The organism is Paenibacillus sp. JT22N12, from assembly GCF_056269365.1.
Genome location: NZ_JBWDNU010000003.1, coordinates 602329 through 624118, shown reverse-complemented (window position 1 = coordinate 624118; position 21790 = coordinate 602329). Strand labels below are relative to the sequence as shown.

Sequence of the window (21790 nt, the reverse complement as noted above, 5' to 3'; positions counted from 1 at the left end):
TTTATTGGTTTATTCTACCCTGCATGAACGGCAAGCCAGCCGGAGCAGGCCAAGGCTGGATCAGATCAATTTCAGGTCAAAGGATGCGCCGCAGCAAAGATGAGGAAGGAGGAGAGGCGATGATGGCGGCTGATGAAGAATATGTGATGGAGCCGCCCTTGGTCTGGCAGCCGGCGGATGCCGCCGAAGCCTGCAGGCTCAAGCTGAAATACGGAGGTGAGGCCGTCTATGCGGCAGGCACAACGCTGCTTCGCACCCAGTGGGAATCGGGGCTGGCCAAGGCTCCGAAGCATTTGATTGATTTGGGCGCTGTAAGCGGCATAAGAGGTATCTCCATTCACTCCGATTCCATTGTAATTGGCTCATGCACCACCTTGTCTGCTGTTCGCCGAAATCCGATTCTGGCTGAAATTTTTCCCCTGCTGCAGGATGCGGCTTGCGTCATTGCGGCGCCTTCGATCCGCAACCTGGCCACAATCGGCGGAAATATCGTGTCAGCGATTGGCGATTCTCTTCCAGCCCTGCTTGTATATGGAGCCGAGCTGATCTGGCATGACGGCTGCAGGCTGATTACGGAGCCGCTTGCAGAGTGGCTGAATCAGCGGTCAACAACCGGAAGCGGCAGAATGGGCAGTTTGCTGCTTCAGGTCAAGCTGCCTTATATCCGGGAGACAGCATTCCCATCCGTCATGGAAACGGAAGGCTCCGTTGTGCTGCCGCAAAATTACTTTTATGCCTATGAGAAAGTGGGGCGCAGGGAGAGCTTCACGCCATCTTTGGTAACAACGGCGTTAACCGGAGCCATGGATGGAAGCTGCCGGCTGTCTGATGTCCGCATTGCCGCGGGCGGGGGACAGATGGTCCCTGTCCGTCTGCATGCGGCTGAAACGCTGCTGGAGGGCAGATCTGTCGATGAGGAGCTTCTTGACAGCCTTTATGAGCAGATTCTTATTGAGTATCAGCCGATTGGCGATGCCTTTGCATCCGCAGCATACCGCAAGCAAACGGCTGCCAATCTCATTGCGGCAAGGATCTGGCGCAGCTGGAATGGTAACGGCAATACCCGATATAGGTGATGTACTCCGTTGTGATCTGCCTGACAACCGATTCCAAAACAGAGGCGGTGGAGAATATGCTGTTAAACCGCAAGGCCAGCGGCAAGCGCTGGCGGGTAAGACCGGATGGTCCAGGCAAGGTCACAGGCAAGCTCGCCTACCTGACGGATATGACCGCAGAGGGAACGCTGGTTGGCCGTATATTGCGGAGCCCCCATCCCCATGCAATGATCATTGAAATACGCATGGATAAAGCCAAACAGCTGCGCGGCGTTCATGCCGTGCTTGCAAGCGGGGATGTCCCGGGGCTGAATGCTTTCGGCATTGCCGTTCAGGACCAGCCCGTCTTCTGTACGGACCGGGTCCGGTACGTTGGGGATGCCGTCGCAGCGGTCGCAGCGGAAACGGCAGAGCTGGCAGAGCTGGCGCTGCAATTGATTGAGGTCGATTACGAGGTGCTGCCGGTTATCGGGGATCCCGTTCAGGCGCTCCAGGAGGAAACCCCGCTGCTCCATGCCCATGGCAATGTGCTTCATCGCACCGGTTACAGTCATGGCGATATTGCATCCGGATTTGCCGCATGCCGCCATATCGTGGAGGAAACTTATACAACGCCAAGGCAGATGCACACCTATATGGAAACGGAAGGCGGTCTGTTTGTTCCTGACGAGAATGGCCGTCTGATTGTATATGCGCCAACGCAGCATGGTTTTCTTGACCGGCTGCAGCTGGCGCGCATCACCGCACTGCCGGAGAGCGGGATTCGCGTCATATCGAGTCCTATCGGCGGCTCCTTCGGCGGCAAAGACGAGCTGAATGTACAGCCGTATGGCGCCCTTCTGGCACTGGCTGCGAAGCGTCCGGTCCGCATTCACAACTCCCGCTGGGAATCGGTGCGGGCCGGACTCAAACGCCACCCCATGTCCATCCATATGAAGACAGGGATCGATGGGAACGGCCGGATTATGGCGCATGAGGTCCAAATAACGGCGGATACCGGCCCTTATGCGACACTTGGAGCGGAGGTGCTGAATTTCGCTACCGAGCATGTGCTTGGCCCCTACCGCTATGAGCATACGGATATTCAAAGCATATCCGTTTATACCAATAACGGGATGTCGGGAGAATTCCGCGGCTTCGGAGGAAATCAGGCGGTCTTCGCGCTGGAGGGTCAGATGGACCGGTTGGCCCTGTCCGCGGGCATGGATCCTTGGGAGCTGCGCCGAATAAATTTGCGTGAGCCTGCTGACCCGGGTCCCTTCGGCCAGCCGATTGCCGTAACGGACGGAGCACGCCAGGCATGGGAAGCAATGGCGGAAGCGGCGATCTGGAGGGATAGGCATTCCGCCGAGAAGCAGGAGACGGAGCGCAGGCGGGAGCCTTGGCTGCATACCGGAGTGGGAGCGGCTTACATTATGCATGGCTCGGGTCTTGGCGTGGGCATCCCCGACTTTGCGGGAGGAAGGCTCACCCTTGCGGGAGACGGACGGATCGAGGCCGCCTTCGGCTATGAAGAGTTCGGGCAGGGGCTGCTTGCCACGCTTGAGCTGATGCTGATCGAGCAGTTCGGATTCTCCCCCGGCGACCTGAGGCTGATCATTGGCGATACCGATCATGTGCCGCGGAGCGGCTCCAGCACCGCATCGCGGGCGACGAGCATGATGTGGAAATCGCTGCGCAACCTGCAGCCGCTCTTCACGGGCAAGCTGCTGGAGGCGGCGGGTCAGGCGCTCGGGCTGCCGTCCGATCAGCTGGCACTCGGTCCCGGCGGCATCTATGCCAAGGCGAATGAGCGGGAGTGTACGGGCAGAGCCGCTTCGGATGCTGCAGGCTTCGGTGGGATATCAGCTGAGCCTTTACCTCAACCAGCACCTACAGAGCTGCTCCTCACCTATAAAGAACTTGCCCTGACTGCGGGTGAACCTCTCACAGCGGAGACCGGTTTTCATTTTCCAACATCTTCGTTCGGCAGGGTGGGAGCGCATTTCATCTATTCCTATGGCGCAGTGGCGGTGAAGGTGGAGGTTAACACACTGACAGGAAGGGTGCGCGTCCTTGATCAATTTCATGCCGTTGCAGCCGGTCCCGTAATGAATCCGCAGGGTTATCTGGGCCAGATTGAAGGTGGGAGCAGTATGGCGCTTGGTTATACCCTCTCCGAAAACTCGCTGATGGATCAGGGGCAATATCTCGCGAAGAATCTGGATACGTACCTCATCCCGACGATGGCCGATATGCGCGGGGGCATTAAAGTGCTGCCGATTGAGGAGCTTCCCGAAGGAGACGAGTACGGACCAAGGGGCATTGGCGAGATAGGCACGGTAGGTTTGGCTCCGGCGATTACGGCAGCCGTCCATGACGCCGTCGGCAAATGGATCACCAGACTGCCGATCGATCCGTCCGAGCTGCAGGAGCGCCCTTCCTTTGCGCGGAAGGCGGTGAGCGGCAGATGAGCGGCCAGTCTTGGAGGGAAACGGTACCGCAGGCCGGACCGTCGCTGACCTGTACGATCAATGAGAAGCAGGTCGAGCTTCAGGTTGATCCGTCCAAAAGGCTCTTGTCCGTGCTCAGGGAGGATCTGCAGCTGACCGGGACCAAGCGCTCCTGCGAGATTGGACGCTGCGGGGCCTGCATGGTCCTGATGGACGGCAATCCGGTGAATGCCTGCCTGACTATGGCATATCAGTGTTCGGGAAAGCATATCACGACAATCGAAGGCCTGGACCGCGGCGGACTGCACCCCGTTCAGCAGGCTTTTCTGGAGGAAGGCGGCTATCAATGCGGATATTGCACGGCGGGCATGATTGTATCGGTGACCGCGCTGCTCACAGATAATCCATCGCCGACGGCGGCGGAAGTGGAAGAGGCATTATCGGGCAATCTTTGCAGATGCACCGGCTACGGCGGCATCCTCAGAGCCGTTCAACGCGCGATTGATATGGGAAGGGGAGAATGATAATGGCGGAAGAATACAGAGATCATTATAGCGCTCTATTGCGCAGAATTATGGAAAGTTCAAGTCAGGCCATAACCGCAGGCAGCACAGCCTTCGGCGCATTTCTGGCAGGTAAGGGTGGAGTGGCGCTGCCTGAACGGGGCAATGTTGAGATTAGCGTCTCAAGCTGCACCGGTTATGCCGTTCATGAAGGTTGCCGGTCATGACAATCTCCCTCTGGCAGTTAAATACTTTCAGTCGTGAGCTGTTCGTGCGCAGGCTTGGCGATATTTTCGAGAATTCCCCATGGGTGGCCGAGGCGGCATGGAGAAACAGGCCGTTCTATACGGTAAGAGAGCTTCATGACGCGATGATGCAGGCCGTACACGGCTCCTCGTCCCGCAAGAAGCTGGCGCTGATCCAGGCGCATCCCGATCTTGCGACGAGGCTGCAGGTAAGCGTGCATTCGGTCAAGGAGCAGCAGGGGGCTGGCTTGAATCAGCTGTCTGAAGGAGAGCATGACGCATTCGCCGAATTAAACGGCAAATACTTTGAAAAATACGGATTTCCTTATATTCTCGCGGTCCGCGGGAAGGCAAAGGAGGAGATTCTTGCGGATATGAACGCGAGGATGATGAACACCGAGGAAGAAGAGCGGACCAAGGCCTTAGGGGAAATCGCCCAGATTGCCTGGTTTCGTCTGAATGATCTGATCGAGGAAAATGCGAAATAACAGGTCTCCAACATCAAGGAAAGGAGATGACATGCATGATGAAAACAAGCAGTGGCCGCACGCTTTATTACGGAAAAGGCGACGTGATGGCATACCGCACCTATGCCAAACCGCTGACTGTCTCCGCTATTCCCGAGTCCGCCCATAGAGGCGATTCCAATGTCATCTTCGCTCATCATATTACATTTGCCGTGAGCAGCGATCTTTTGCTCGGTTCTTTTATCGAAGGAGATAATACATGGGTTGTTGCGACAGATTCGATGAAAAATTTCATCCTTTGCCATGCCGGTGATTATGAAGGCGCGACTACCGAAGGATTTATCGCTTATCTGGGCCGCCGGTTTCTGGAGAAATACACGCACATCACCATGATCGAGATTGCGGCGGACCGGATTCCTTTCGAACCGCTGCAGGTAAACGGCGAAGCGGGTTTTGAAGACAGCGGGCTGGTGTATAGGCGGTCGCATAATGAACATGCCGGCGCCAAGCTTGAGCTTGCCCGGTCCAATCGTGGCGTTCAGATCACGGAGGGCTGGAGCAGCTTGTCCGATCTGCAGCTGATCAAAGTGAGCGGGAGCTCCTTTTTTGGTTTTATCCGGGATGAATATACGACGCTGCCGGACAGCTACGATCGGCCTTTATTTGTGTTTCTCAATATTCATTGGCGGTATTCCCATATTGACGATGCGCTCGACGCCGGGGAAGGGCGCTATGTTTCCGCTGCGCAGGCAAGCGATATTGCCCATCACGTTTTTCATGAATATAAGACGCCATCGATCCAATATCTGATTGTGCAGATCGGACTAAGGCTGCTGAAGCGGTTCCCGCAGTTGGCTGAGATCAGATTCGAGTCCAACAACCGCACCTGGGAGACGGTGGTTGAGCCGGGTTCGCAATCCAAAGCCGGCGTATTTACTGAGGCCCGGCCGCCGTTTGGATTTCAGGGCTTCTCCATGACTCAGGAGGATTTGGCGGATGAGGGAGAGGGGAAGGCTCTGCCCGGCGGCGAAGAGGATGGAACGGCAGGCCGTCCTGCCGACGGCGCAATGGGGACTGAAGAATGAGCGGCGGGTTGACAACGCATGTGCTGGATATTTCACGAGGATTGCCCGCATCGGGTATGCGTATCCAATTGTGGTCGCTTCAAGAGGGCAGCGAACCTGTGCTGATTAAGATTGTGGAGACAAATGCGGATGGCCGCCTGGAAGCCCCGCTGCTTGCCGCGTGCGACCTGGCGGTTGGCGAATACCAGCTGGTGTTTGAGGCTGGAGATTATTTTGCAAGCCGCGAACCGGGGCGGGAGCAAAACGAGACGTTTCTGGATCAGATTCCGGTACGCTTCCGGGTACACGAGGCAGGTTCGCCGATTCATGTTCCGCTTCTGGTCGCTCCCGGGGGATACAGCACATACCGGGGCAGTTAACCGTTTCGGGGAACCGGCTTGTTGGAGCAATTGCAACGTCGTTACGGGGTTTCTTGACCTGTAAGAATTTCAACTGCCGGCCTTATCAGGACTGGACATTCCTTTAATCCGGATGTTAGAGTAATGCTGACCGGATGGAGGGATTGGAGATTATGAACAATGAACAAGATATGAAGGTGCACCCTTTCTACGGGCACACCGAGCAAGCCTACGGGCTGCTACCGGCTGCTGAAGCAAGCCTGAGACAGCTGCAGCTTGCATTTGAACAGGCCAATGAGGATTTTTTGGCAATTGAGCTGAAGACGATGGCTGCCAGATTGCAGGAAATACGTCAGCTTCTGGCTGAAGGGCCGCAGGGCTGATGGGAAGAGCATGGAACAGCTTGCTGTCAGCCAATTTTGCTTATGGGATTTCTATCAATAGTGAAGAAGCCTGCTTGCGCCAAGCAGGCTTTTTGTCACCTTATAGAATGCATAAGTTTGCCTGAAAGCAGCACGTCAATTGGTGTCACATTATCCGCAGCTTCATACAATGGTACACAAGACCAGTGTGAAAAAGCGATTTTTTTTCAAATTCGAGTGATGTTGACGCATTGATACAGCGGAATGACAACAGACAAGGAGAACCTGTATGCAAATTATTATGCCGCCCTTTACTTTGGAAACGGCAACTGCAAAAGTCCGCAAGGCGGAAGATGACTGGAACACGCGTAATCCGCAGCTGGTGGCACTGGACTACACTGAAGACAGCCGTTGGCGGAACCGGGCCGAATTCCCTGTGGGACGAACAGAGATCATAGCCTTTCTGACGAGAAAGTGGAATAAAGAGCTGGACTACCGGCTGATCAAGGAGCTTTGGTCATTCAACGGCAACCGCATCGCAGTACGCTTCGCATATGAATGGCATGACGATAGCGGCCAATGGTTCCGGTCTTACGGGAATGAGAACTGGGAGTTTAATGCGAATGGCTTGAATAAGCGCCGTTACGCATCAATCAATGATATGCCTATCAGCTACGCTGAGCGGAAATATCACTGGCCTTTGGGGCGGCGCCCGGATAACGATCCCGGCCTCTCCGAGCTTGGTCTTTAGTTTTTGCTATGACAACTGCACAGTGCAGACTCTTTAATCTTAACGAGTGAAGACGTTTTCGGGTGAAATCATCCGGGTAACGTCTTTTTCATTCTCAGCAAAGCAGCAGAGCCTTACAGGAGAAAGGAAGCAGTATTTTAATGGAGATGGACCAGGCTGTGTGTGCGCAGCTGGCCTATGTTCTTTTTCTTTATGGATGGGATTGATAAATCATTGAATTTTTGTAAAAATAGAAAGGGCGTGCAAGTGCAAGGAAGGGGAACCATGATGCAGAAGCCTTTTATACGCAATCATCAATTTAATGTCATTAACAATGAGGCCGCCTATCTCGGCCGGACAATCCGTACAAGTTCTGATGCCTCTGTCATTGAGGCGGTCAAATATAGCGTGGAAACCAAAATACTGGCCGCGTTCCCGGAGCTGACCGATACTCAGAAGGAACTGCTGCTGTTCATCATCAAGCTCCGGACGGAACAGGAGTTTCAAGATTATCTGGACGCTCTGGCGGCTTACCGCATCTCATTTCCGGAGGTCACGGAGAAGCTGGTCCGGGAGCTTTTTCCCAAAAACAAGAAGGTCAGGCTGCCGGATCCTTCGCTTCAGCATGATTATTCCTATACCTATTTCGGATGGCCCGATATCGGGACGAGCCGGATGTATTTGATTTATGAGCATCAAGGCGAAATGATCGGCGTTGAAGGGAAATACTCGCTGAACAGCAGGAAGGATCTATGCTGCATATGCAAGGGTTTTGGAGAAGTGGCGCTGGTTACGGCGATTTCCCGAAAAAAAGTCTCAGGCTCTCCCGAGTATTACAAGGCTATCGGCAATTATATGTGTTTCAAAAGTCATGAATGCAACAGCCGCATCACGGATCCAAGCGGCTTGGAGCGTTTTATCCTGGATGTGAATGCGAAGTAGCACGCTTTAGTCCGGGATTGCCTCAGCAAGCGCCTGAAGAACATTGCGCAGCGAATCGGATGTTGCGGCATCGGTTATTTCGCCTGCTGCGTTCAGCTTAATTGTAATCATCGGAATGGTCATCGAAGCATTCTCTACTACCTTGGCGCTCATCATATTCAGCGTCAGCAGGAGGGAAGCATAGGCTTTGTCTCCGCCAAGCGGGTTGGGGGAAGCACTGATAACGGATACCGGCTTGTCCATAAACTCTCCGGAGGACACGATCCAGTCTAGGGCATTCTTCAGCGATCCCGGCACTCCGGCTGCATATTCCGGGGTACAGATGATCACGCCATCCGCCTGCTTCAACCGCTCTCGCAGTTCGGCCACAGCAGGATGAGGGGTGTCGGTATCGATCTCGGGATTGAAGTGAGGCAGGCTGCCGAGCCCTTCGTAGAAAGTAAAATGCATTCCGGAAGGCGCTAATGCGGCTGCTGCCTGCAGCAATCTGGTATTGGAGGATTGGGCGCGAAGGCTGCCGGATATCGCTAATAGGGTCATGGATCGTTGGCTCATCTCGTATTCCTTCTTTCTCGATATGATGTGTTTATTATCATACCTTCCCTAACCCGGGCTCGTCTATAATAGACGTGAATCCTTGATTGGCCAAGCCCGATGTTATAAACAGTGCCATTTTCTTAATGATTTCTTAAGCTTTTTTTAGGAGTCTCTTTAGTTTCTTTGGTTATGCTAGTACGAGATAACCGATAGACAACCGGGAGGCTTTTTTTATATGAAAACATTGCTGTATGTATTCTACGGAGGAAAATCTGTTGAACATGAGATCTCATTGAAAACAGCCTATACCGTTATGCAGGCGATAAATGAAAGCAAATTTGATCTGTACCCCATATATATAACGCGGGAAGGCTGCTGGTGCAGCCAAGGGAAGCTCACCGGCAAAGATTTTGCAATCAGCGATTTGGTTCTCGAAGCTGCCGAGGAAGAACCGGCAGGATCGATTGGCAGCATTCTGACCCGTTTATTTGCGGTGCAAGGCAAAAAAGTCGTGCTGCCCATGCTGCATGGCGCAAACGGCGAGGATGGCACGATCCAGGGACTGCTGGAGCTGCTGAATGTGCCCTATGTCGGCAACGGCGTACTCGCGTCCGCTTTAACGCTTGATAAGGCTGTCACCAAGGAGGTGCTGGCTGCGGCGGGCCTTCCTCAGGCGGATTACCTGACTTTCCCGCACATGAGGTGGATAGAGGACCAGGGAAGCATATTGAGCCGGGTCGAGGAAGAAATCGGATTTCCCTGCTATATCAAGCCTGCCTCTTTGGGCTCCAGCATTGGCATCACCAGATGTCTGGACAAGGAGCGGCTGACAGATGCCATTGAGAATGCTTACCGTTACGACCGTAAAATCGTCGTGGAGAAGGAGGTGCGGGGAAGAGAAATTCAAGTGGCCGTGATGGGTAATGAACGCCCGCTGGTTTCTGTCCCCGGCGAGTTCCTTCAGGATAAAGCCTTCTTCGACTATGATGCCAAATATATTGACGGCCGTCTGACGATGTCCATTCCCGCTGACATTCCGGACGCTCTGGCCGGGCAGCTCCGGCAGGCGGCTGAGCTTGCCTATCAGGCGTTGAACTGCTCGGGACTGGCGCGCGTGGATTTCTTCATTGAGGATGCGGGAAGACTGTATGTGAATGAAATTAATGCGCTTCCGGGATTTACAGCCTTCAGCATGTATCCGGTTATGTGGGAGCGGACTGATGGAACCACCTATTCCGAGCTGATAGAGAAGCTGATCGATTATGCCTTCAACCGCCATGCGGAGAAACAATTGATTCAGTATTCAAGGGAGTGATTTGAAGATGATACAAAAAACGATTCAGCAACTATCTGTTATGGTACGGGCGATGAACAAGATTCCGCAGGAGCAGGCGGCCGTCGAAATTAGGGGAGTCTCCATTGACACGCGCACGCTGCAGCAGGGTAATCTCTACATACCGATTGCGGGCGAGCGCTTCAATGGACATGAATTTGCCCGGCAGGCGATTGAAGCTGGCGCGGCAGCAATGCTCTGGAACAAGTCTGAGCCCAATCCGCCGATTGGCGGGATTCCGGTGCTGCTGGTGACTGATACGCTTACGGCGATTCAGGCGCTTGCCAGGGAATACCGGATGCAGCTGCCGGTGAAGGTGATCGCGATAACGGGCAGCAACGGCAAAACGTCAACGAAGGATATTCTTGCAGGCTGTCTTTCAAAGTCGTTCAGAACGCAGAAAACGTTCGGCAATTTGAACAATCATCTGGGTGTGCCTCTTACACTGCTGGGGCTGGATGAGGATACCGAGATGGCTGTCGTGGAGATGGGCATGTCCGGACTTGGCGAAATCGCACTGCTGTCCTCCCTGGCTCTTCCGGATATCGCGATTATTACGAATATCGGTGATGCTCATCTGGGCGATTTGGGCAGCAAAGAGAATATCCTGAAGGCGAAGCTGGAAATCCTTCATGGCTTGAAACGGGAAGGAACCCTTTATTACAATGGCGATGATCCTATGCTTCGGACGGGATTGGGTGAACAGGAATGGCCTTTTGATCTCAAGACCTTCGGGATGGAAGCTCACAATGACTATCACCCCGTCTGCCATGAGATGAATTTGGAGGGAACAAGCTTCAAAATTGCCCAGGACTTGTTAATGTCATTAACTATCCCGTTAATAGGACATTTCCAGCTGGTGAATGCTCTTGCCGCGATTGCGGTCGCATCCAATCTTGGCATGGACCTGGGCACGGTGAAAGCGGGACTGGCTGAGGCCAAGCTGACAGGAATGCGCAATGAGGTTGTTCGCACCGATCATTTCACCATTATCAACGACACGTATAAATCCAATCCCGCAAGCGCAGCTGCAGCCCTGCAGACGTTATATACCCTTCCGGGCAGCAGGCAAAAAATAGCCGTCCTGGGTGATATGCAGGATATGGGCGAGCAGGCAGTTTCGCTGCATGAGGAGCTTGGCTCACTGGCCGACGCGGAGCAGCTGGACTATTTATTCACGTTTGGTCCCTTATCGGAACACACTGCCCGCAGCGCCCTTAAGAGGATGAATGCTGGCCATGTATTTCATTATACGAACAAGCAGGAGATGGTCCGTCATATTAAAACCATCCTCAAGCAGGATGCCTTGATCTGGATTAAAGCTTCCAGGGCGCTGATGCTGGAGGACGTTGTTTCAAGTTTATTGAAGGATCAGGTTCTGAAAGCTGGCTGAAGGCAGGGGGAGGGGTAAGCCATGATAACAACTGTCGCATCGGAAATATACCGTAACACGTGGGCAGAAGTAAACTTGTCGGCCATCGGGAACAATCTGCGCACAATCAAAAAGCGCCTGCCTGCATCCGCCAAGCTGATGGCTGTCGTGAAAGCGGACGGGTACGGTCACGGCGCTTTGGAAACGGCTGAAATAGCGGTAAGGTCCGGAGCCGATACATTGGGAGTTGCTTATTTGAGCGAAGCATTGAAGCTCAGGAAGCAGGGCATCGAGCTGCCGATTCTCATTCTGACGCCGATCAAGCCGCAGGAGGTTCCAATCGCGATTGAATACGATCTTATGGTGACCGTCACGGCGGCAGCATGGTTCAAGGAAATGCGGCGGGTATGCATGCATACCTTCTATCCTTTCTCGCTCAAGGTTCATGTCAAAATGGACACAGGTCTTGGCCGGCTTGGAATCCGGGAGAAACCGGAATGGGAGGAAATGCTCCCTTGGCTGCGCGCATCCGACATCATCGTGGACGGGGTGTTTACCCATTTCGCCACTGCAGGCGGCGCCGATACCGGTTACTTGAGGGCACAATTTGACCGTTTTCGGGAGATGATAGCCTGGGTCGCAAGCTCGCAGGTCCATGTGAATGTCTTCCACTGCGCAAACAGCGCTGCGGCGCTGCGCTTTCCGGAGATGGCTATGGATATGGTGCGGATCGGAGCTGCCATGTATGGCTTTGGCCCCGGGACAGCAGCGGGCGCTGTGAAGCTGGATCCCGCATTAAGCCTGTACAGCAGCCTGATCCAGGTGAAACGGCTGAAGAAAGGCGGGTATGTGGGTTATGATCAGGCTTACCGGGCTAGCCGGGACGAGTGGGTGGGAACGGTTCCGATCGGTTACGCCGACGGTTGGTCGCAAAGCTTGCGGCATTCACAAATGATCATTGACGGACATAGGGTACCGGTAATCGGCAAGATCGGGATGGATCAGATAATGATTCGTCTGCCCCGGGAATATGCGGTAGGCACGAAGGTTACGCTAATCGGCGAGAATGGCCGCGAGCGCATCACCTGTGAAGAGTTAGCTGCCAATCTGGGAGGTGCGGGGCAGGAGATATCAGCTGCGCTGACATCCCGAGTGACCCGCATTTATATCGATTAGGATCATTCAGGAACAAGTGGGACGGACAATGGCTGGTTGTTTAGAAAGCTTCTTTTTTAAGGGGAGCTTTCTTTTTGCTGCGATTATTAGCCAGAAGATTGCAAGATGCCGGTTCAAATCTATAATTTAATGACATTAATAATTTATGGTATAAATTTATATGCCGTCAGAGAAACGCAGGTCACCAGAAGTACCTGCTTTTCACTGACAGGTAATCGGTTTGCTCACTCGGCGAATGTTTCGCCCCTGGCAGCCAGAGCGCCGCGGAGCTGACCCAGCGCCTTGGGCCCCATGCCGTGCAGCATGAGCAGATCTGACTCGCGGAGCTTGCTTAGCTGCTCAAGCCGCAAATACCCAGCCGCAATGAGCGCCCGTCGTGCAGGTTTGGCTAAACCATCGGGAAGATTGCTTTCCAGTCCAGCTTCGCTGTTCATATCTTTCTCCATCCTGGTATCCCCTTCTTCCACGGGAAGATTAATTTCCCATTATTAGTTGAACATTCATTATTGTCTATCGTAGCATATTACCAATGAGCTTTAGAAGCAGACTATCCGAGTGAACATCGGGATTAATGTTGAATGGCGGATAGCACAAATGGAGAACTCAACTGTTCCGCAAAATGACATTTATGATTCCGCGTTAACTGCTCCGGAAGGATTCGGTTTCCCTGCGCCGGCCTTTGCTTCATCGGCGCGGCTATGACGATAAAGCGCGAAAGTGCATATCGCAGCAAGAATACCACCTGCGGCGGCCACAAGCATAGCCTGGTGAAGGCCGTGAGCGAATATCGGGCTGATGCGCTCGAGTACCATCGCAGTAAGGCCGGCATCGGGTCCGCTTTTGGCCATAATGGAAAAATCTCCTCCGCTGAGAGTGGAAATAACCGCTGTTTTGGCGTCGTCGGTAAGCGGAGCATCGGCAAAAGCCCCGGGAACATCAGTCTTCATCCGATGCAGCAGTATAGAGCCGGACAGGGCAATTCCGAATATCGATCCGACCTGACGAAAGGTTTGTGACGCGCCTGAAGCGGCGCCTGCACGCTCCGGCGGTACCGAGGACAGCAGCACCATCGTAGCCGGAGCGCCGACTAAGGATACTCCCAGACCGATAAGCATCATCGGCCATCCGTAAGCGGCAAAACCGCTGCCCGGTCCCACATTCAACAAGCCCAGCAATCCGCCGGCCGTCATGAAGGCGCCAATTATAATGGTGGTCCTGGTTCCGATCCGGGAATAGATCCGCGGCGTGACATAAGAGCCAATCATAATGGCGCCTGTCAACGCCAGAAAACGGATTCCGGTTTCGGTAGGCGTCAGCTGGTTGATGGTTTGAAAGAAGAGGGTCATCAGAAACATCACCCCGAACATTCCGAAGAAGCTCAATAAATTGACGAGGCATGCCATGATGAAGATTCGGTTCCTGAAGAAATCAGGCGGAAGCATGGGATCGCTGCAGGAGTGCTCCCACAGATAGAACAGGACAAGACATAGAACAGAGACGGCAAAGCTGCCGATAATGAGGAGGGAGCCCCAGCCTTCGGAGCTGCCTTGAATCAGCGCGAAGGTGAGCGCGGCAATTCCGAGGATGAACAAAACCTGACCGATGAAATCAATCCGTTTGTTGACTGTCACTTCCTGAACCTTCAGCTTCATTGCAAGAATGATCACAGCCAGGGTACCAATCGGAACGTTAATCCAGAAAATACTTTCCCAGCCGATGCTGTCAATCAGCAGCCCGCCAATAATGGGTCCTCCCGCCAGCGCGAGCCCGCCGATGCCGGCCCATAATCCGACGGCTCTGGCTCTGGCAGCCGGCAGCGGATAGAGAACCGTAATAAGCGCGAGGGACATGGGTATGACTGCTGAACCGAATAGACCCTGCAGCACGCGCCCGGCAAGCAGTGTCCCGACATTAGGAGCAAGCGCGCATACCACTGAAGAGAGAGTAAAGCCGGCAAGGCTTGCGATAAACAGTTTTTTTCGGCCGAACAAATCTCCGAGCGTCCCCGCTGTCATTAACATACAGGCAAAGGCCAGTACATAAATGTCCAGGAGCCACTGCAGCCCGGACACGCCAAGTCCGAACGATTGCTGAATCGACGGCAGGGCCGTATTGACGATCGTGCTGTCCAGATAAACCATAAATACGCCCAAACAGATGATAAGAAGCATAAACCCGCTGCCTGACTTTGTTTCTGATACTGTTTTCATTGGCAAGTTCCCCCGATCCCATGTGTTAATTGAATATTCACAAGTATAGGGATCGAATTATTATTGATCAATACGATAATATCTATTATTATAATAGCAACAGACTATAATCAGGGAATGAGGAGAGATCAAGTGGAACTGAGACAGCTGGAATATTTCCGGGCGCTTTGCAAGGAGCTGCATTTCTCCAAAGCAGCGGAGTCTATTGGCATCTCCCAGCCTACGTTAAGCCAGCAGATCAAGGTGCTGGAAGAAGAGATGGAGCTCCCTTTATTTGACCGGCTTGGCAAGCGGATTGCGATCACGGAAGCAGGGCAGGTGCTGTACGAGCAGTGCGAGGAAATTTTTCAGCGTATCGAGTATGTGAAGGATTATTTTTCTGAAATGCGCACCCAGGAACGAGGCAGGCTGAGGGTCGGTGTCATTCCGGGGGCGGTAGATCTGCTGCTCGGTCAGATGGTAGCCGATTACCACAGCGCCTATCCTGAGGTATCGCTTGCGATTCTTGGTTCCACGCGGGTGGTCGATCAGGTGCTGCAATCGGAAGCCGATCTGGGTATAGCCATGCGCCCGGCTCCTGACGAGCGCTTGATGGCCGTGCCGCTGTATGAGGATGAAATGATTCTCGCAGTCGCGGCTGATCATCCTTATGCCGTTCATGACATCCTTGGCTTTGAGGACATCAAGAATATGAAGACGGTCATGCTCACGAGCGATCACCAGTGCCGGCAGCTTGTGAACGAGCACTGCCGTAAGCTGGGATTCCAGCTGATGCCGCATATCGAGACGTCCAATTCCTCTTCCCTGATCAAGCTGATCCGCAGCGGTGTGGGGGCTTCGATTGTATCCCGCGTGCCCATGGAAATCCTCGGCCTGAGCGACATTAAGCTGATACCGCTCTCCGGTCCCAGGCCGCAGGAGGAAATTTGCCTGATTTACCGCAAGGACAAATTCATCGGCAACGCAGGGCGCAGCTTTATCCGCATGCTGAACGATACGGTGAAAACCAAATGGACACAGGCTCCCGCTGCAGCTCCAGTGCCTCTGATCAAGGCTAATCACCTGGTCGGACTGCCGCATAAGCAGACTGTCATGCATGAACGTCCCCGGTGATTTTCCAGGGCAGTCGGAAGATGTTTCTGCATGCGCGAAGGATTAATGTAGCGGATTACATGCCGGGAAAGCACAAATTGATTTAAGGAATAAATCTATCTTCGTGATATAGTGAGATACCCCTCGCGCATTCTTCTATCCTTTCATAGCATAGAGAATGAAAGCATGGAGAGGGCGGATTGAATGCCGATATTGGATACAGGAATGCTGTTGAACCGCAATCATCCCAATTCGATAACGATCGCCATCAGAGCTGTTAACAGGGGAAGGCATCATGCTGTGGTTGGCATTCAATACTACAGATTCCATTCCGGATCTGTCCGGGATGAGGGGGAATTCGGGAGCGAGCAGGTGCGCACGATTCGGCTTGTTGCACTTGCGCCGGCGCAGCAGGAGGAATCCGCATTTGCCATCAGCCATACAGTGCAGAATCTTCAGAGCTTCGGCATTCGTATCGTCGCCGGGGGTCCTGGCGGACGCGATGTTGCAGCCACGGCGGCTGAGCTGGATGCGGACGGAAATATGCTTCATATCCATCCAATGCCCGCAGTCCGGAGCGCGAACCGGGACGAGAAAGGCTTGGCCTATGTGGCCAATCACACCCAGCACAGTCTCACTGTTATCGATACCTCTACCGATACGAGGATTGCGACCTTGCCGCTGAACGCCGGCAGCAGTCCAAGACAGGTGGCCATCACCCCTGATGGCTCGAACGTCTACGTGACCTGTCCGGGAGACAAGACAGTGAAAGTGATCGATTCCTTCACCCAGTCCATACGCGCCGAGATTCATTTCCCCGCCAATGCCGTGCCGCTGGGGGCAGCCATTGCTCCAGACGGGAAAATCGCGTATGTCTCAACTCTCGTGGCGGATTACATTGCCATCATCGATACAAATTCGCTTGCGATACTCAAGCTGATCCCACTGCCGGAGGGCTGCGACCCATCCTATATTGCGGTCGCGCCGGACGGAAAACACGCTTACTGCTGTCTCATCAGCGCAGGAGCCGTCGTTGTCCTGGATACTTCAAAACGCACGATTTCCATGCTCCAGCTGCCGGAAGGAAGCCAGCCCTCGGCTCTTGCGATTACCCCCTGCAGCACATTCATCTATGTGACGGATATTTATTATGAGCGCATTTATGTCATTCGCAGCCAGACCGGAACGATTGTGAAGACGATCGCTTTAATTCCCGGCAGTGATCCCCAAAGCATCGTCATCACGCCTGACGGATCGCTTGCCTATGTGGCGAACCGGGGGAGCGACGAAATTATGGCGATTAATCTGTCACGCAACGAAATGCTCACCATGATCGATCTGCCCGAAGGAAGCCAACTGAGCGATTTGGCCGTGACCAGCGACGGGTCCAAAGTTTACGCAACCGTCCTGACCTTCGGATATGTCGCCGTTATCGACACGCAGAATCATATGCCGGTCTCCGTTCTGCCTACGGGCAGCTTCCCTTCCGGAATTGCCGTCACGCCTATCATGCTCATATAGAAAAAGACCTTCAATCCCGGATTGAAGGTCTATATGCCGTACTATGTTGAAGCAAGCTTATGCGTTGCTGTGCTCATGAAGGGGGAGCCACTCCAGCACCCGCTGTATTTTGCGGTCCCAATAGCCCCAATCGTGACTGCCCGGCTCCTCCTCATAGGTGAGCGGCAGCTTCAGATCCCCGGCATGCTTGCGGAAACGCAAATTATCCCCATAGAGAAAGTCCTCGGTGCCGCAGCATTGGAAGAGCTGGGGAGGATTCTGATGCTCCGCGGCATCCGACGCCAGTCTGAACAAATCATTAGGGCTGTCACGCAGCTGCTCGACGCTGCCATAAATCAGATCAAGGTCTTTGTTCCGGTCCTTGTAAAAGCCGGTCACATCAAGCGCGCCGGACAAGCTTGCCGCGGCTGCATAACGATCGGGATGGCTGAGCGCCAGCTTGAAGGCGCCATAGCCGCCCATGGACAGGCCTGCGACGAAATTATCCTCCCGCCTGTCCGAAAGCGGGAAGAAGGAGCGTGCCAGCGCAGGCAGCTCTTCGCTGATAAAGGTCCAGTAATCCAGACCGCTGACCATATTGGTATAGAAGCTGCGTCCTACGGCGGGCATAACGACGGCAAGGCCAAGCGGCGCAACATAACGTTCGATGGAGGTGCGGCGGAGCCATATGGTGTGATCATCGGACAAGCCGTGCAGCAGCAGCAGCGTCCGGTGCTTGTTTCCGTGTGACTGCGTTTCCATGCCAATCTGGGAATACGTCGTCTGGGGCAAAATCACATTCATTGAAGTGCTGAGCCCGAGCGACTCCGAGTAAAAATCGCATTGAATAAGTGCCATGTAAATCCATTCCCCCATATGATCGAAATTTTCCTGCTACGCCCTATATGTTCCACATAAAAATCGGAAGTCCTTCCAAAAGGGTAACATTTTGAAGGCTGCTGTGAGGCACGCCTTGGTTCATTTGGTTATGGATGGTGAAACAGCCTATAATATAACGTATCTGCAGATGGATCGTACAAGCGGAATTATAAACTTAAGCAGGGAAGTGAGCTGTCTTGCAAATAACGAGTGACGCTGCCTTGAAGGAAGCGGATCAACATACGACCGAAGCCTTCCGGAGGCTTGAAGGCGGGGCCGCAGCCCATCTGGAGTCCGGCAAAATCAAGGATGCAGTCGTTCTGCTGGACGGCAGGATGGCGTGGAGCTGGCATGACAAAGGCGAGGACCGTGTCGGGGCCGTCTACTCCCTGACCAAAAGCATTTTATCCGCTCTTATCGGCATTGCGATCGGTGAAGGCTGCATACAAGGGGTGAAGCAGCCGATTGCGGATTATTTTGCAGAAGTGGCATCAGCGGAAGACCCCCGCAAGCGCGGAATTCTGATCGAGCACCTGCTCACCATGACGCCAGGATTTCACTGGCCTGATTTCGATAAGCCGTACTGGAAGATGAGGCGCACCCCGGATTGGGTTTCCTTCATATTGGACCAGCCTATGGCTCACACGCCTGGTGAAGCTTTTACCTATAATTCGGGAGGCTCTCATCTGCTGTCCGCCATTCTGAGGAAAGCAACGGGTGAACCGGTTTACGACTACGCAAAGCGTCATCTGTTCGACAAGCTTGGCTTCATAAGGCCCAGGTGGAACAGCTCCTCCGGTATTCATGAGGGAGGAACGGGCCTCCATATAAGCGCGCAGGATATGGCGAAGTTCGGGCAGCTCTATCTGAAGGGCGGGGTGTGGAACGGCGAGCAGCTCGTCCCGGCTTCCTGGGTGGAGAGCTCGACATCAAGGCATCACCAGGGCTTGCAGCATTATGAGCCGCCGATCTTCGGGGAGTACGGCTATCATTGGTGGGTTTCTCCCAAAGAGCTCAATGGGAGCGTTGATTATTATTTTGCCAAGGGATATGGCGGCCAATATCTGTTCGTTATACCGGAGCTTGCACTCGTGACCGCCATTCGCAAGGAACCGGAGGGAAGAAGCCGCTCCATCTGTGCAAAGCAGCTGCTCCATGATTGGATTATTCCGCTTGCAAGGGAGCATAGAATATAATCCGGTTGCCAAAAGGGTCGCCGATCAGCACCTCGGCCGTGTTCCATGGCGTTTCTTCGATTCCCGGCTTGGCGTACTTGTAATTCTGCCCCAGAAGCCGGCTGTGGTAGTCCTTCAGCTGAGTCATGGCGATGCGTACCGCCGAGCCCGGGCTGCTGTCTCCGTGATGCTCGGACAGGTGCAGAAAGCATTCACCGAATGATACTTCCATGTAAAGCGGAAAATTTTCTTCAAAACGATGTTCCCATTCCACCTTGAAGCCAAGGAAATCCACATAAAATTCCCTGGCCTTGGCCTCGTCGAAAATACGCAGTATCGGTGTCACGCGGTCCATAGTGATCTTGTCTGCCACTTGCGATCCCTCCAAACGTATAGGTTCTACATCCGATCATGGCACTGAAGCGGAAATACTGTCAAGGGTGTTCATATTCCGTTCAAAAAACGAATGTAAGCTTAAGCACATAACCTCAACATTCGCGTGCCGCCCTACAGGCAGAAAGGAAGTCATTTACGATGGAAACAACAGCAAGCACCACCCAGGCAAGCGGGCCTCCGGCTTCCAAGGGGAATTGGAGATTATTTCTCAAGATGATCAGGCAGACCAAACCTTCAATCCCGATCCTGACAATCGCTGTCATCATGAGCGTGGCTGCGACGCTTGTCGGGCTGATTATCCCTTTATTCACGAAAAATCTCGTTGACGGCTTCTCAATCAGCAATTTGAGCTTCGGTCAAATCGGTCTCATTGGCGGGATTTTCGTCGTCCAGACGATTGCCAGCGGCCTCTCCATTTATATGCTCAACCGGATCGGGCAGAAGGTTGTGGCCGAGCTGCGCGACAGGCTGTGGAAGAAACTGCTGATCCTGAAGGTAAGCTACTACGACAGCCACCGCACAGGGGAGACGATCAGCCGGATGACTAATGATACCGGCGTCGTCAAATCCTTAATCGCCGAGCATATGACGGGCTTCTTCACGGGGATCATCTCCGTGATCGGCTCCATTGTGGTGCTGTTCTATATGGATTGGAAAATGACCGCTGTCATGCTGGGCGTTATTCCGGTCGCCGCCTTGTTCCTTGTGCCGCTGGGGCGTCAAATGTTCAAAATATCCAAGGGACTGCAGGAGGAGACGGCCTCCTTCACTACGATTTTGACCCAGGTATTGTCGGAAATCCGTCTCGTCAAATCCTCGAACGCCGAGGCCAAGGAGTATGGGAACGGCAAGCAGGGCATTACGAATTTGTTCCGCTTTGGCCTGCGCGAAGCAAAGGTGCAGGCCTTGATTGCACCGCTGATGTTCTTCGTGATGATGATGCTGCTGGTCGTCATTATCGGATATGGCGGGATACGTGTATCATCGGGCGCGCTGTCGGCAGGGGAACTGGTTGCTTTTATTTTGTACCTGATCCAGATCGTGATGCCGATGAGCCAGATCACGACCTTCTTTACCCAGTTTCAGAAAACGATCGGAGCTACGGAACGCATCATTGAGATTCTTGATACGGAAGAAGAGGATCATGTGAGCGGCATTGAGGTCAAGCGCTCGAATCAGGTTATTTCCATTGACCATGTATCCTTCGCTTACGGACAGGAGGAGCCTGTCATTCACGACCTCAGCTTCAAGGTGAATCCGGGCTCGGTGACGGCGATAGTTGGCCCGAGCGGGGGAGGCAAGACCACCTTGTTCTCGCTGCTGGAACGGTATTACGAACCGACCTCCGGCTCCATCCGGTTGGGCTTGGATGAAATTCAGACATTCTCGCTTCAGTCTTGGCGCAGCCAGTTCGGTTACGTTTCCCAGGAAAGTCCCTTGATTGCCGGCACAATTCGTGAAAATATTTGCTACGGCATCCATCATGAAGTGACCCAGGAGCAGCTGGTGCAGGCTGCGAAGATGGCTTATGCCGATACCTTCATCCGTGAGCTGCCCAAGGGCTACGACACCGAGGTGGGGGAGCGGGGAATCAAGCTCTCCGGCGGTCAGCGCCAGCGTATTGCCATTGCCAGGGCACTGCTGCGCGATCCGAAGATTCTGATGCTGGACGAAGCCACATCCAGTCTGGACAGCAAATCGGAGGTCGTCGTGCAGGAAGCGCTCAAGAATCTGATGGCAGGCCGGACAACGCTTGTGATCGCCCATAGGCTGGCAACCGTCGTGGAAGCAGAGCAGATACTCTTTATCGAGAAAGGCCGGCTCACCGGCAGCGGAACGCATGAGGAGCTGCTCAAGTCGCATGTGATGTACCGCGAGTTTGCCACGCAGCAGCTGCGGCTGAATGATCACGACGAATATGTTAAACTTTCTGTATAGACCATTCGTCTTAAAGGAAGTTC

Annotated in this window: 22 protein-coding genes; 17 read left to right on the top strand and 5 right to left on the bottom strand. The window is 53.7% G+C overall.

From position 1 onward, the window contains the following. Positions 1-119 precede the first annotated feature (119 nt). The 10 genes from AC0YOA_RS14120 (at position 120) to AC0YOA_RS14075 (ending at position 8159) form a co-directional block, all read left to right on the top strand. Complete coding sequence (locus AC0YOA_RS14120; RefSeq protein ID WP_475787120.1) at positions 120-1076, top strand: FAD binding domain-containing protein; 957 nt, start codon at positions 120-122, stop codon at positions 1074-1076. Between the two features lie 56 nt (positions 1077-1132). Further along, the gene (gene pucD, locus AC0YOA_RS14115; RefSeq protein WP_475787390.1) at positions 1133-3508 is read left to right on the top strand and encodes a xanthine dehydrogenase subunit D; all 2376 of its coding nucleotides are present in this window, start codon (positions 1133-1135) and stop codon (positions 3506-3508) included. Then, entirely contained in the window at positions 3505-4011 is a 507-nt protein-coding gene (locus AC0YOA_RS14110; protein ID WP_475787119.1) for a (2Fe-2S)-binding protein, read from the top strand. The genes pucD and AC0YOA_RS14110 overlap by 4 nt, the downstream gene beginning before the upstream one ends. 2 nt (positions 4012-4013) lie before the next feature. Continuing rightward, positions 4014-4217, top strand: coding sequence for a hypothetical protein (locus AC0YOA_RS14105; protein WP_475787118.1), 204 nt, complete (start codon positions 4014-4016; stop codon positions 4215-4217). After that, positions 4214-4723, top strand: coding sequence for a 2-oxo-4-hydroxy-4-carboxy-5-ureidoimidazoline decarboxylase (gene uraD, locus AC0YOA_RS14100; RefSeq protein WP_475787117.1), 510 nt, complete (start codon positions 4214-4216; stop codon positions 4721-4723). The genes AC0YOA_RS14105 and uraD overlap by 4 nt, the downstream gene beginning before the upstream one ends. 35 nt (positions 4724-4758) lie before the next feature. Next, positions 4759-5787 (top strand): factor-independent urate hydroxylase, encoded by a 1029-nt coding sequence (gene pucL, locus AC0YOA_RS14095; RefSeq protein WP_475787116.1) that lies wholly within the window; start codon positions 4759-4761, stop codon positions 5785-5787. Continuing rightward, positions 5784-6146 carry a hydroxyisourate hydrolase gene (uraH, locus tag AC0YOA_RS14090; RefSeq protein ID WP_475787115.1) on the top strand — a complete coding sequence of 121 codons (363 nt, stop codon included), beginning with the start codon at positions 5784-5786 and terminating at the stop codon, positions 6144-6146. Before pucL ends, uraH begins: the two co-directional genes overlap by 4 nt. A gap of 152 nt (positions 6147-6298) precedes the next feature. Further along, entirely contained in the window at positions 6299-6508 is a 210-nt protein-coding gene (locus tag AC0YOA_RS14085; protein ID WP_475787114.1) for a hypothetical protein, read from the top strand. Positions 6509-6776: 268 nt separating this feature from the next. Beyond that, positions 6777-7238, top strand: a complete 462-nt coding sequence (locus AC0YOA_RS14080; protein WP_475787113.1) for a nuclear transport factor 2 family protein — start codon at positions 6777-6779, stop codon at positions 7236-7238. 264 nt (positions 7239-7502) lie between these two features. Continuing rightward, on the top strand, positions 7503-8159 hold the full coding sequence (locus AC0YOA_RS14075; RefSeq protein ID WP_475770520.1) for a FusB/FusC family EF-G-binding protein: 657 nt from the start codon (positions 7503-7505) through the stop codon (positions 8157-8159). A gap of 6 nt (positions 8160-8165) precedes the next feature. Here AC0YOA_RS14075 and AC0YOA_RS14070 read toward each other — a convergent pair whose 3' ends face one another. Beyond that, the gene (locus AC0YOA_RS14070) at positions 8166-8714 is read right to left on the bottom strand and encodes an NADPH-dependent FMN reductase (protein WP_475787112.1); all 549 of its coding nucleotides are present in this window, start codon (positions 8712-8714) and stop codon (positions 8166-8168) included. 217 nt (positions 8715-8931) lie between these two features. On the opposite strand from AC0YOA_RS14070, the gene AC0YOA_RS14065 reads away from it, so the two are divergent. The 3 genes from AC0YOA_RS14065 to alr are packed head-to-tail and all read left to right on the top strand — an operon-like array spanning position 8932 to position 12577. Then, complete coding sequence (locus AC0YOA_RS14065; RefSeq protein WP_475787111.1) at positions 8932-10011, top strand: D-alanine--D-alanine ligase family protein; 1080 nt, start codon at positions 8932-8934, stop codon at positions 10009-10011. 7 nt (positions 10012-10018) lie between these two features. Next, positions 10019-11422: a UDP-N-acetylmuramoyl-tripeptide--D-alanyl-D-alanine ligase gene (locus AC0YOA_RS14060; RefSeq protein ID WP_475787110.1), complete on the top strand. Its 1404-nt coding sequence runs from the start codon at positions 10019-10021 to the stop codon at positions 11420-11422. Positions 11423-11443: 21 nt separating this feature from the next. Next, positions 11444-12577 (top strand): alanine racemase, encoded by a 1134-nt coding sequence (alr, locus tag AC0YOA_RS14055; RefSeq protein ID WP_475787109.1) that lies wholly within the window; start codon positions 11444-11446, stop codon positions 12575-12577. A 224-nt stretch (positions 12578-12801) separates the two neighbouring features. Here the strand turns inward: alr and AC0YOA_RS14050 are convergent, their stop codons facing one another. Then, positions 12802-13023, bottom strand: a complete 222-nt coding sequence (locus AC0YOA_RS14050; RefSeq protein ID WP_475787108.1) for a helix-hairpin-helix domain-containing protein — start codon at positions 13021-13023, stop codon at positions 12802-12804. 180 nt (positions 13024-13203) lie between these two features. Beyond that, a complete protein-coding gene (locus AC0YOA_RS14045) occupies positions 13204-14787 on the bottom strand; it encodes a DHA2 family efflux MFS transporter permease subunit (RefSeq protein ID WP_475787107.1) in 1584 nt (527 codons plus the stop codon). A gap of 132 nt (positions 14788-14919) precedes the next feature. Between AC0YOA_RS14045 and AC0YOA_RS14040 the strand changes: the two genes are divergently transcribed. Together AC0YOA_RS14040 and AC0YOA_RS14035 are read left to right on the top strand one after the other, a co-directional pair. Beyond that, positions 14920-15900 (top strand): LysR family transcriptional regulator, encoded by a 981-nt coding sequence (locus AC0YOA_RS14040; protein ID WP_475787106.1) that lies wholly within the window; start codon positions 14920-14922, stop codon positions 15898-15900. Positions 15901-16083: 183 nt separating this feature from the next. Continuing rightward, a complete protein-coding gene (locus AC0YOA_RS14035) occupies positions 16084-17400 on the top strand; it encodes a beta-propeller fold lactonase family protein (protein ID WP_475787105.1) in 1317 nt (438 codons plus the stop codon). Positions 17401-17457: 57 nt separating this feature from the next. Here AC0YOA_RS14035 and AC0YOA_RS14030 read toward each other — a convergent pair whose 3' ends face one another. Beyond that, positions 17458-18237, bottom strand: a complete 780-nt coding sequence (locus AC0YOA_RS14030) for an alpha/beta hydrolase (RefSeq protein WP_475787104.1) — start codon at positions 18235-18237, stop codon at positions 17458-17460. 218 nt (positions 18238-18455) lie between these two features. Here AC0YOA_RS14030 and AC0YOA_RS14025 point away from each other — a divergent pair, with 218 nt between their 5' ends. Then, positions 18456-19454, top strand: coding sequence for a serine hydrolase domain-containing protein (locus AC0YOA_RS14025; protein ID WP_475787103.1), 999 nt, complete (start codon positions 18456-18458; stop codon positions 19452-19454). On the opposite strand, the gene AC0YOA_RS14020 is transcribed toward AC0YOA_RS14025, so the two are convergent. Continuing rightward, complete coding sequence (locus tag AC0YOA_RS14020) at positions 19423-19788, bottom strand: glyoxalase superfamily protein (protein WP_475787389.1); 366 nt, start codon at positions 19786-19788, stop codon at positions 19423-19425. The two genes, AC0YOA_RS14025 and AC0YOA_RS14020, sit on opposite strands and share 32 nt — an antisense overlap. Before the next feature lie 179 nt (positions 19789-19967). Between AC0YOA_RS14020 and AC0YOA_RS14015 the strand changes: the two genes are divergently transcribed. Next, positions 19968-21767 carry an ABC transporter ATP-binding protein gene (locus AC0YOA_RS14015; protein ID WP_475787102.1) on the top strand — a complete coding sequence of 600 codons (1800 nt, stop codon included), beginning with the start codon at positions 19968-19970 and terminating at the stop codon, positions 21765-21767. The last annotated feature ends 23 nt before the right edge of the window (positions 21768-21790 follow it).

Bases quoted from the DNA above. Each gene is read 5' to 3' on its own strand.
- AC0YOA_RS14060 (WP_475787110.1), top strand. From the start codon at position 10,019: ATGATACAAAAAACGATTCAGCAACTATCTGTTATGGTACGGGCGATG.
- AC0YOA_RS14035 (WP_475787105.1), top strand. From the start codon at position 16,084: ATGCCGATATTGGATACAGGAATGCTGTTGAACCGCAATCATCCCAAT.
- uraD (WP_475787117.1), top strand. From the start codon at position 4,214: ATGACAATCTCCCTCTGGCAGTTAAATACTTTCAGTCGTGAGCTGTTC.
- AC0YOA_RS14045 (WP_475787107.1), bottom strand. From the start codon at position 14,787: ATGAAAACAGTATCAGAAACAAAGTCAGGCAGCGGGTTTATGCTTCTT.
- AC0YOA_RS14065 (WP_475787111.1), top strand. From the start codon at position 8,932: ATGAAAACATTGCTGTATGTATTCTACGGAGGAAAATCTGTTGAACAT.
- alr (WP_475787109.1), top strand. From the start codon at position 11,444: ATGATAACAACTGTCGCATCGGAAATATACCGTAACACGTGGGCAGAA.
- AC0YOA_RS14030 (WP_475787104.1), bottom strand. From the start codon at position 18,237: ATGGCACTTATTCAATGCGATTTTTACTCGGAGTCGCTCGGGCTCAGC.
- AC0YOA_RS14110 (WP_475787119.1), top strand. From the start codon at position 3,505: ATGAGCGGCCAGTCTTGGAGGGAAACGGTACCGCAGGCCGGACCGTCG.
- uraH (WP_475787115.1), top strand. From the start codon at position 5,784: ATGAGCGGCGGGTTGACAACGCATGTGCTGGATATTTCACGAGGATTG.
- pucD (WP_475787390.1), top strand. From the start codon at position 1,133: ATGCTGTTAAACCGCAAGGCCAGCGGCAAGCGCTGGCGGGTAAGACCG.
- AC0YOA_RS14085 (WP_475787114.1), top strand. From the start codon at position 6,299: ATGAACAATGAACAAGATATGAAGGTGCACCCTTTCTACGGGCACACC.
- pucL (WP_475787116.1), top strand. From the start codon at position 4,759: ATGATGAAAACAAGCAGTGGCCGCACGCTTTATTACGGAAAAGGCGAC.
- AC0YOA_RS14070 (WP_475787112.1), bottom strand. From the start codon at position 8,714: ATGAGCCAACGATCCATGACCCTATTAGCGATATCCGGCAGCCTTCGC.
- AC0YOA_RS14050 (WP_475787108.1), bottom strand. From the start codon at position 13,023: ATGGAGAAAGATATGAACAGCGAAGCTGGACTGGAAAGCAATCTTCCC.
- AC0YOA_RS14075 (WP_475770520.1), top strand. From the start codon at position 7,503: ATGATGCAGAAGCCTTTTATACGCAATCATCAATTTAATGTCATTAAC.
- AC0YOA_RS14020 (WP_475787389.1), bottom strand. From the start codon at position 19,788: ATGGACCGCGTGACACCGATACTGCGTATTTTCGACGAGGCCAAGGCC.
- AC0YOA_RS14105 (WP_475787118.1), top strand. From the start codon at position 4,014: ATGGCGGAAGAATACAGAGATCATTATAGCGCTCTATTGCGCAGAATT.
- AC0YOA_RS14120 (WP_475787120.1), top strand. From the start codon at position 120: ATGATGGCGGCTGATGAAGAATATGTGATGGAGCCGCCCTTGGTCTGG.
- AC0YOA_RS14015 (WP_475787102.1), top strand. From the start codon at position 19,968: ATGGAAACAACAGCAAGCACCACCCAGGCAAGCGGGCCTCCGGCTTCC.
- AC0YOA_RS14080 (WP_475787113.1), top strand. From the start codon at position 6,777: ATGCAAATTATTATGCCGCCCTTTACTTTGGAAACGGCAACTGCAAAA.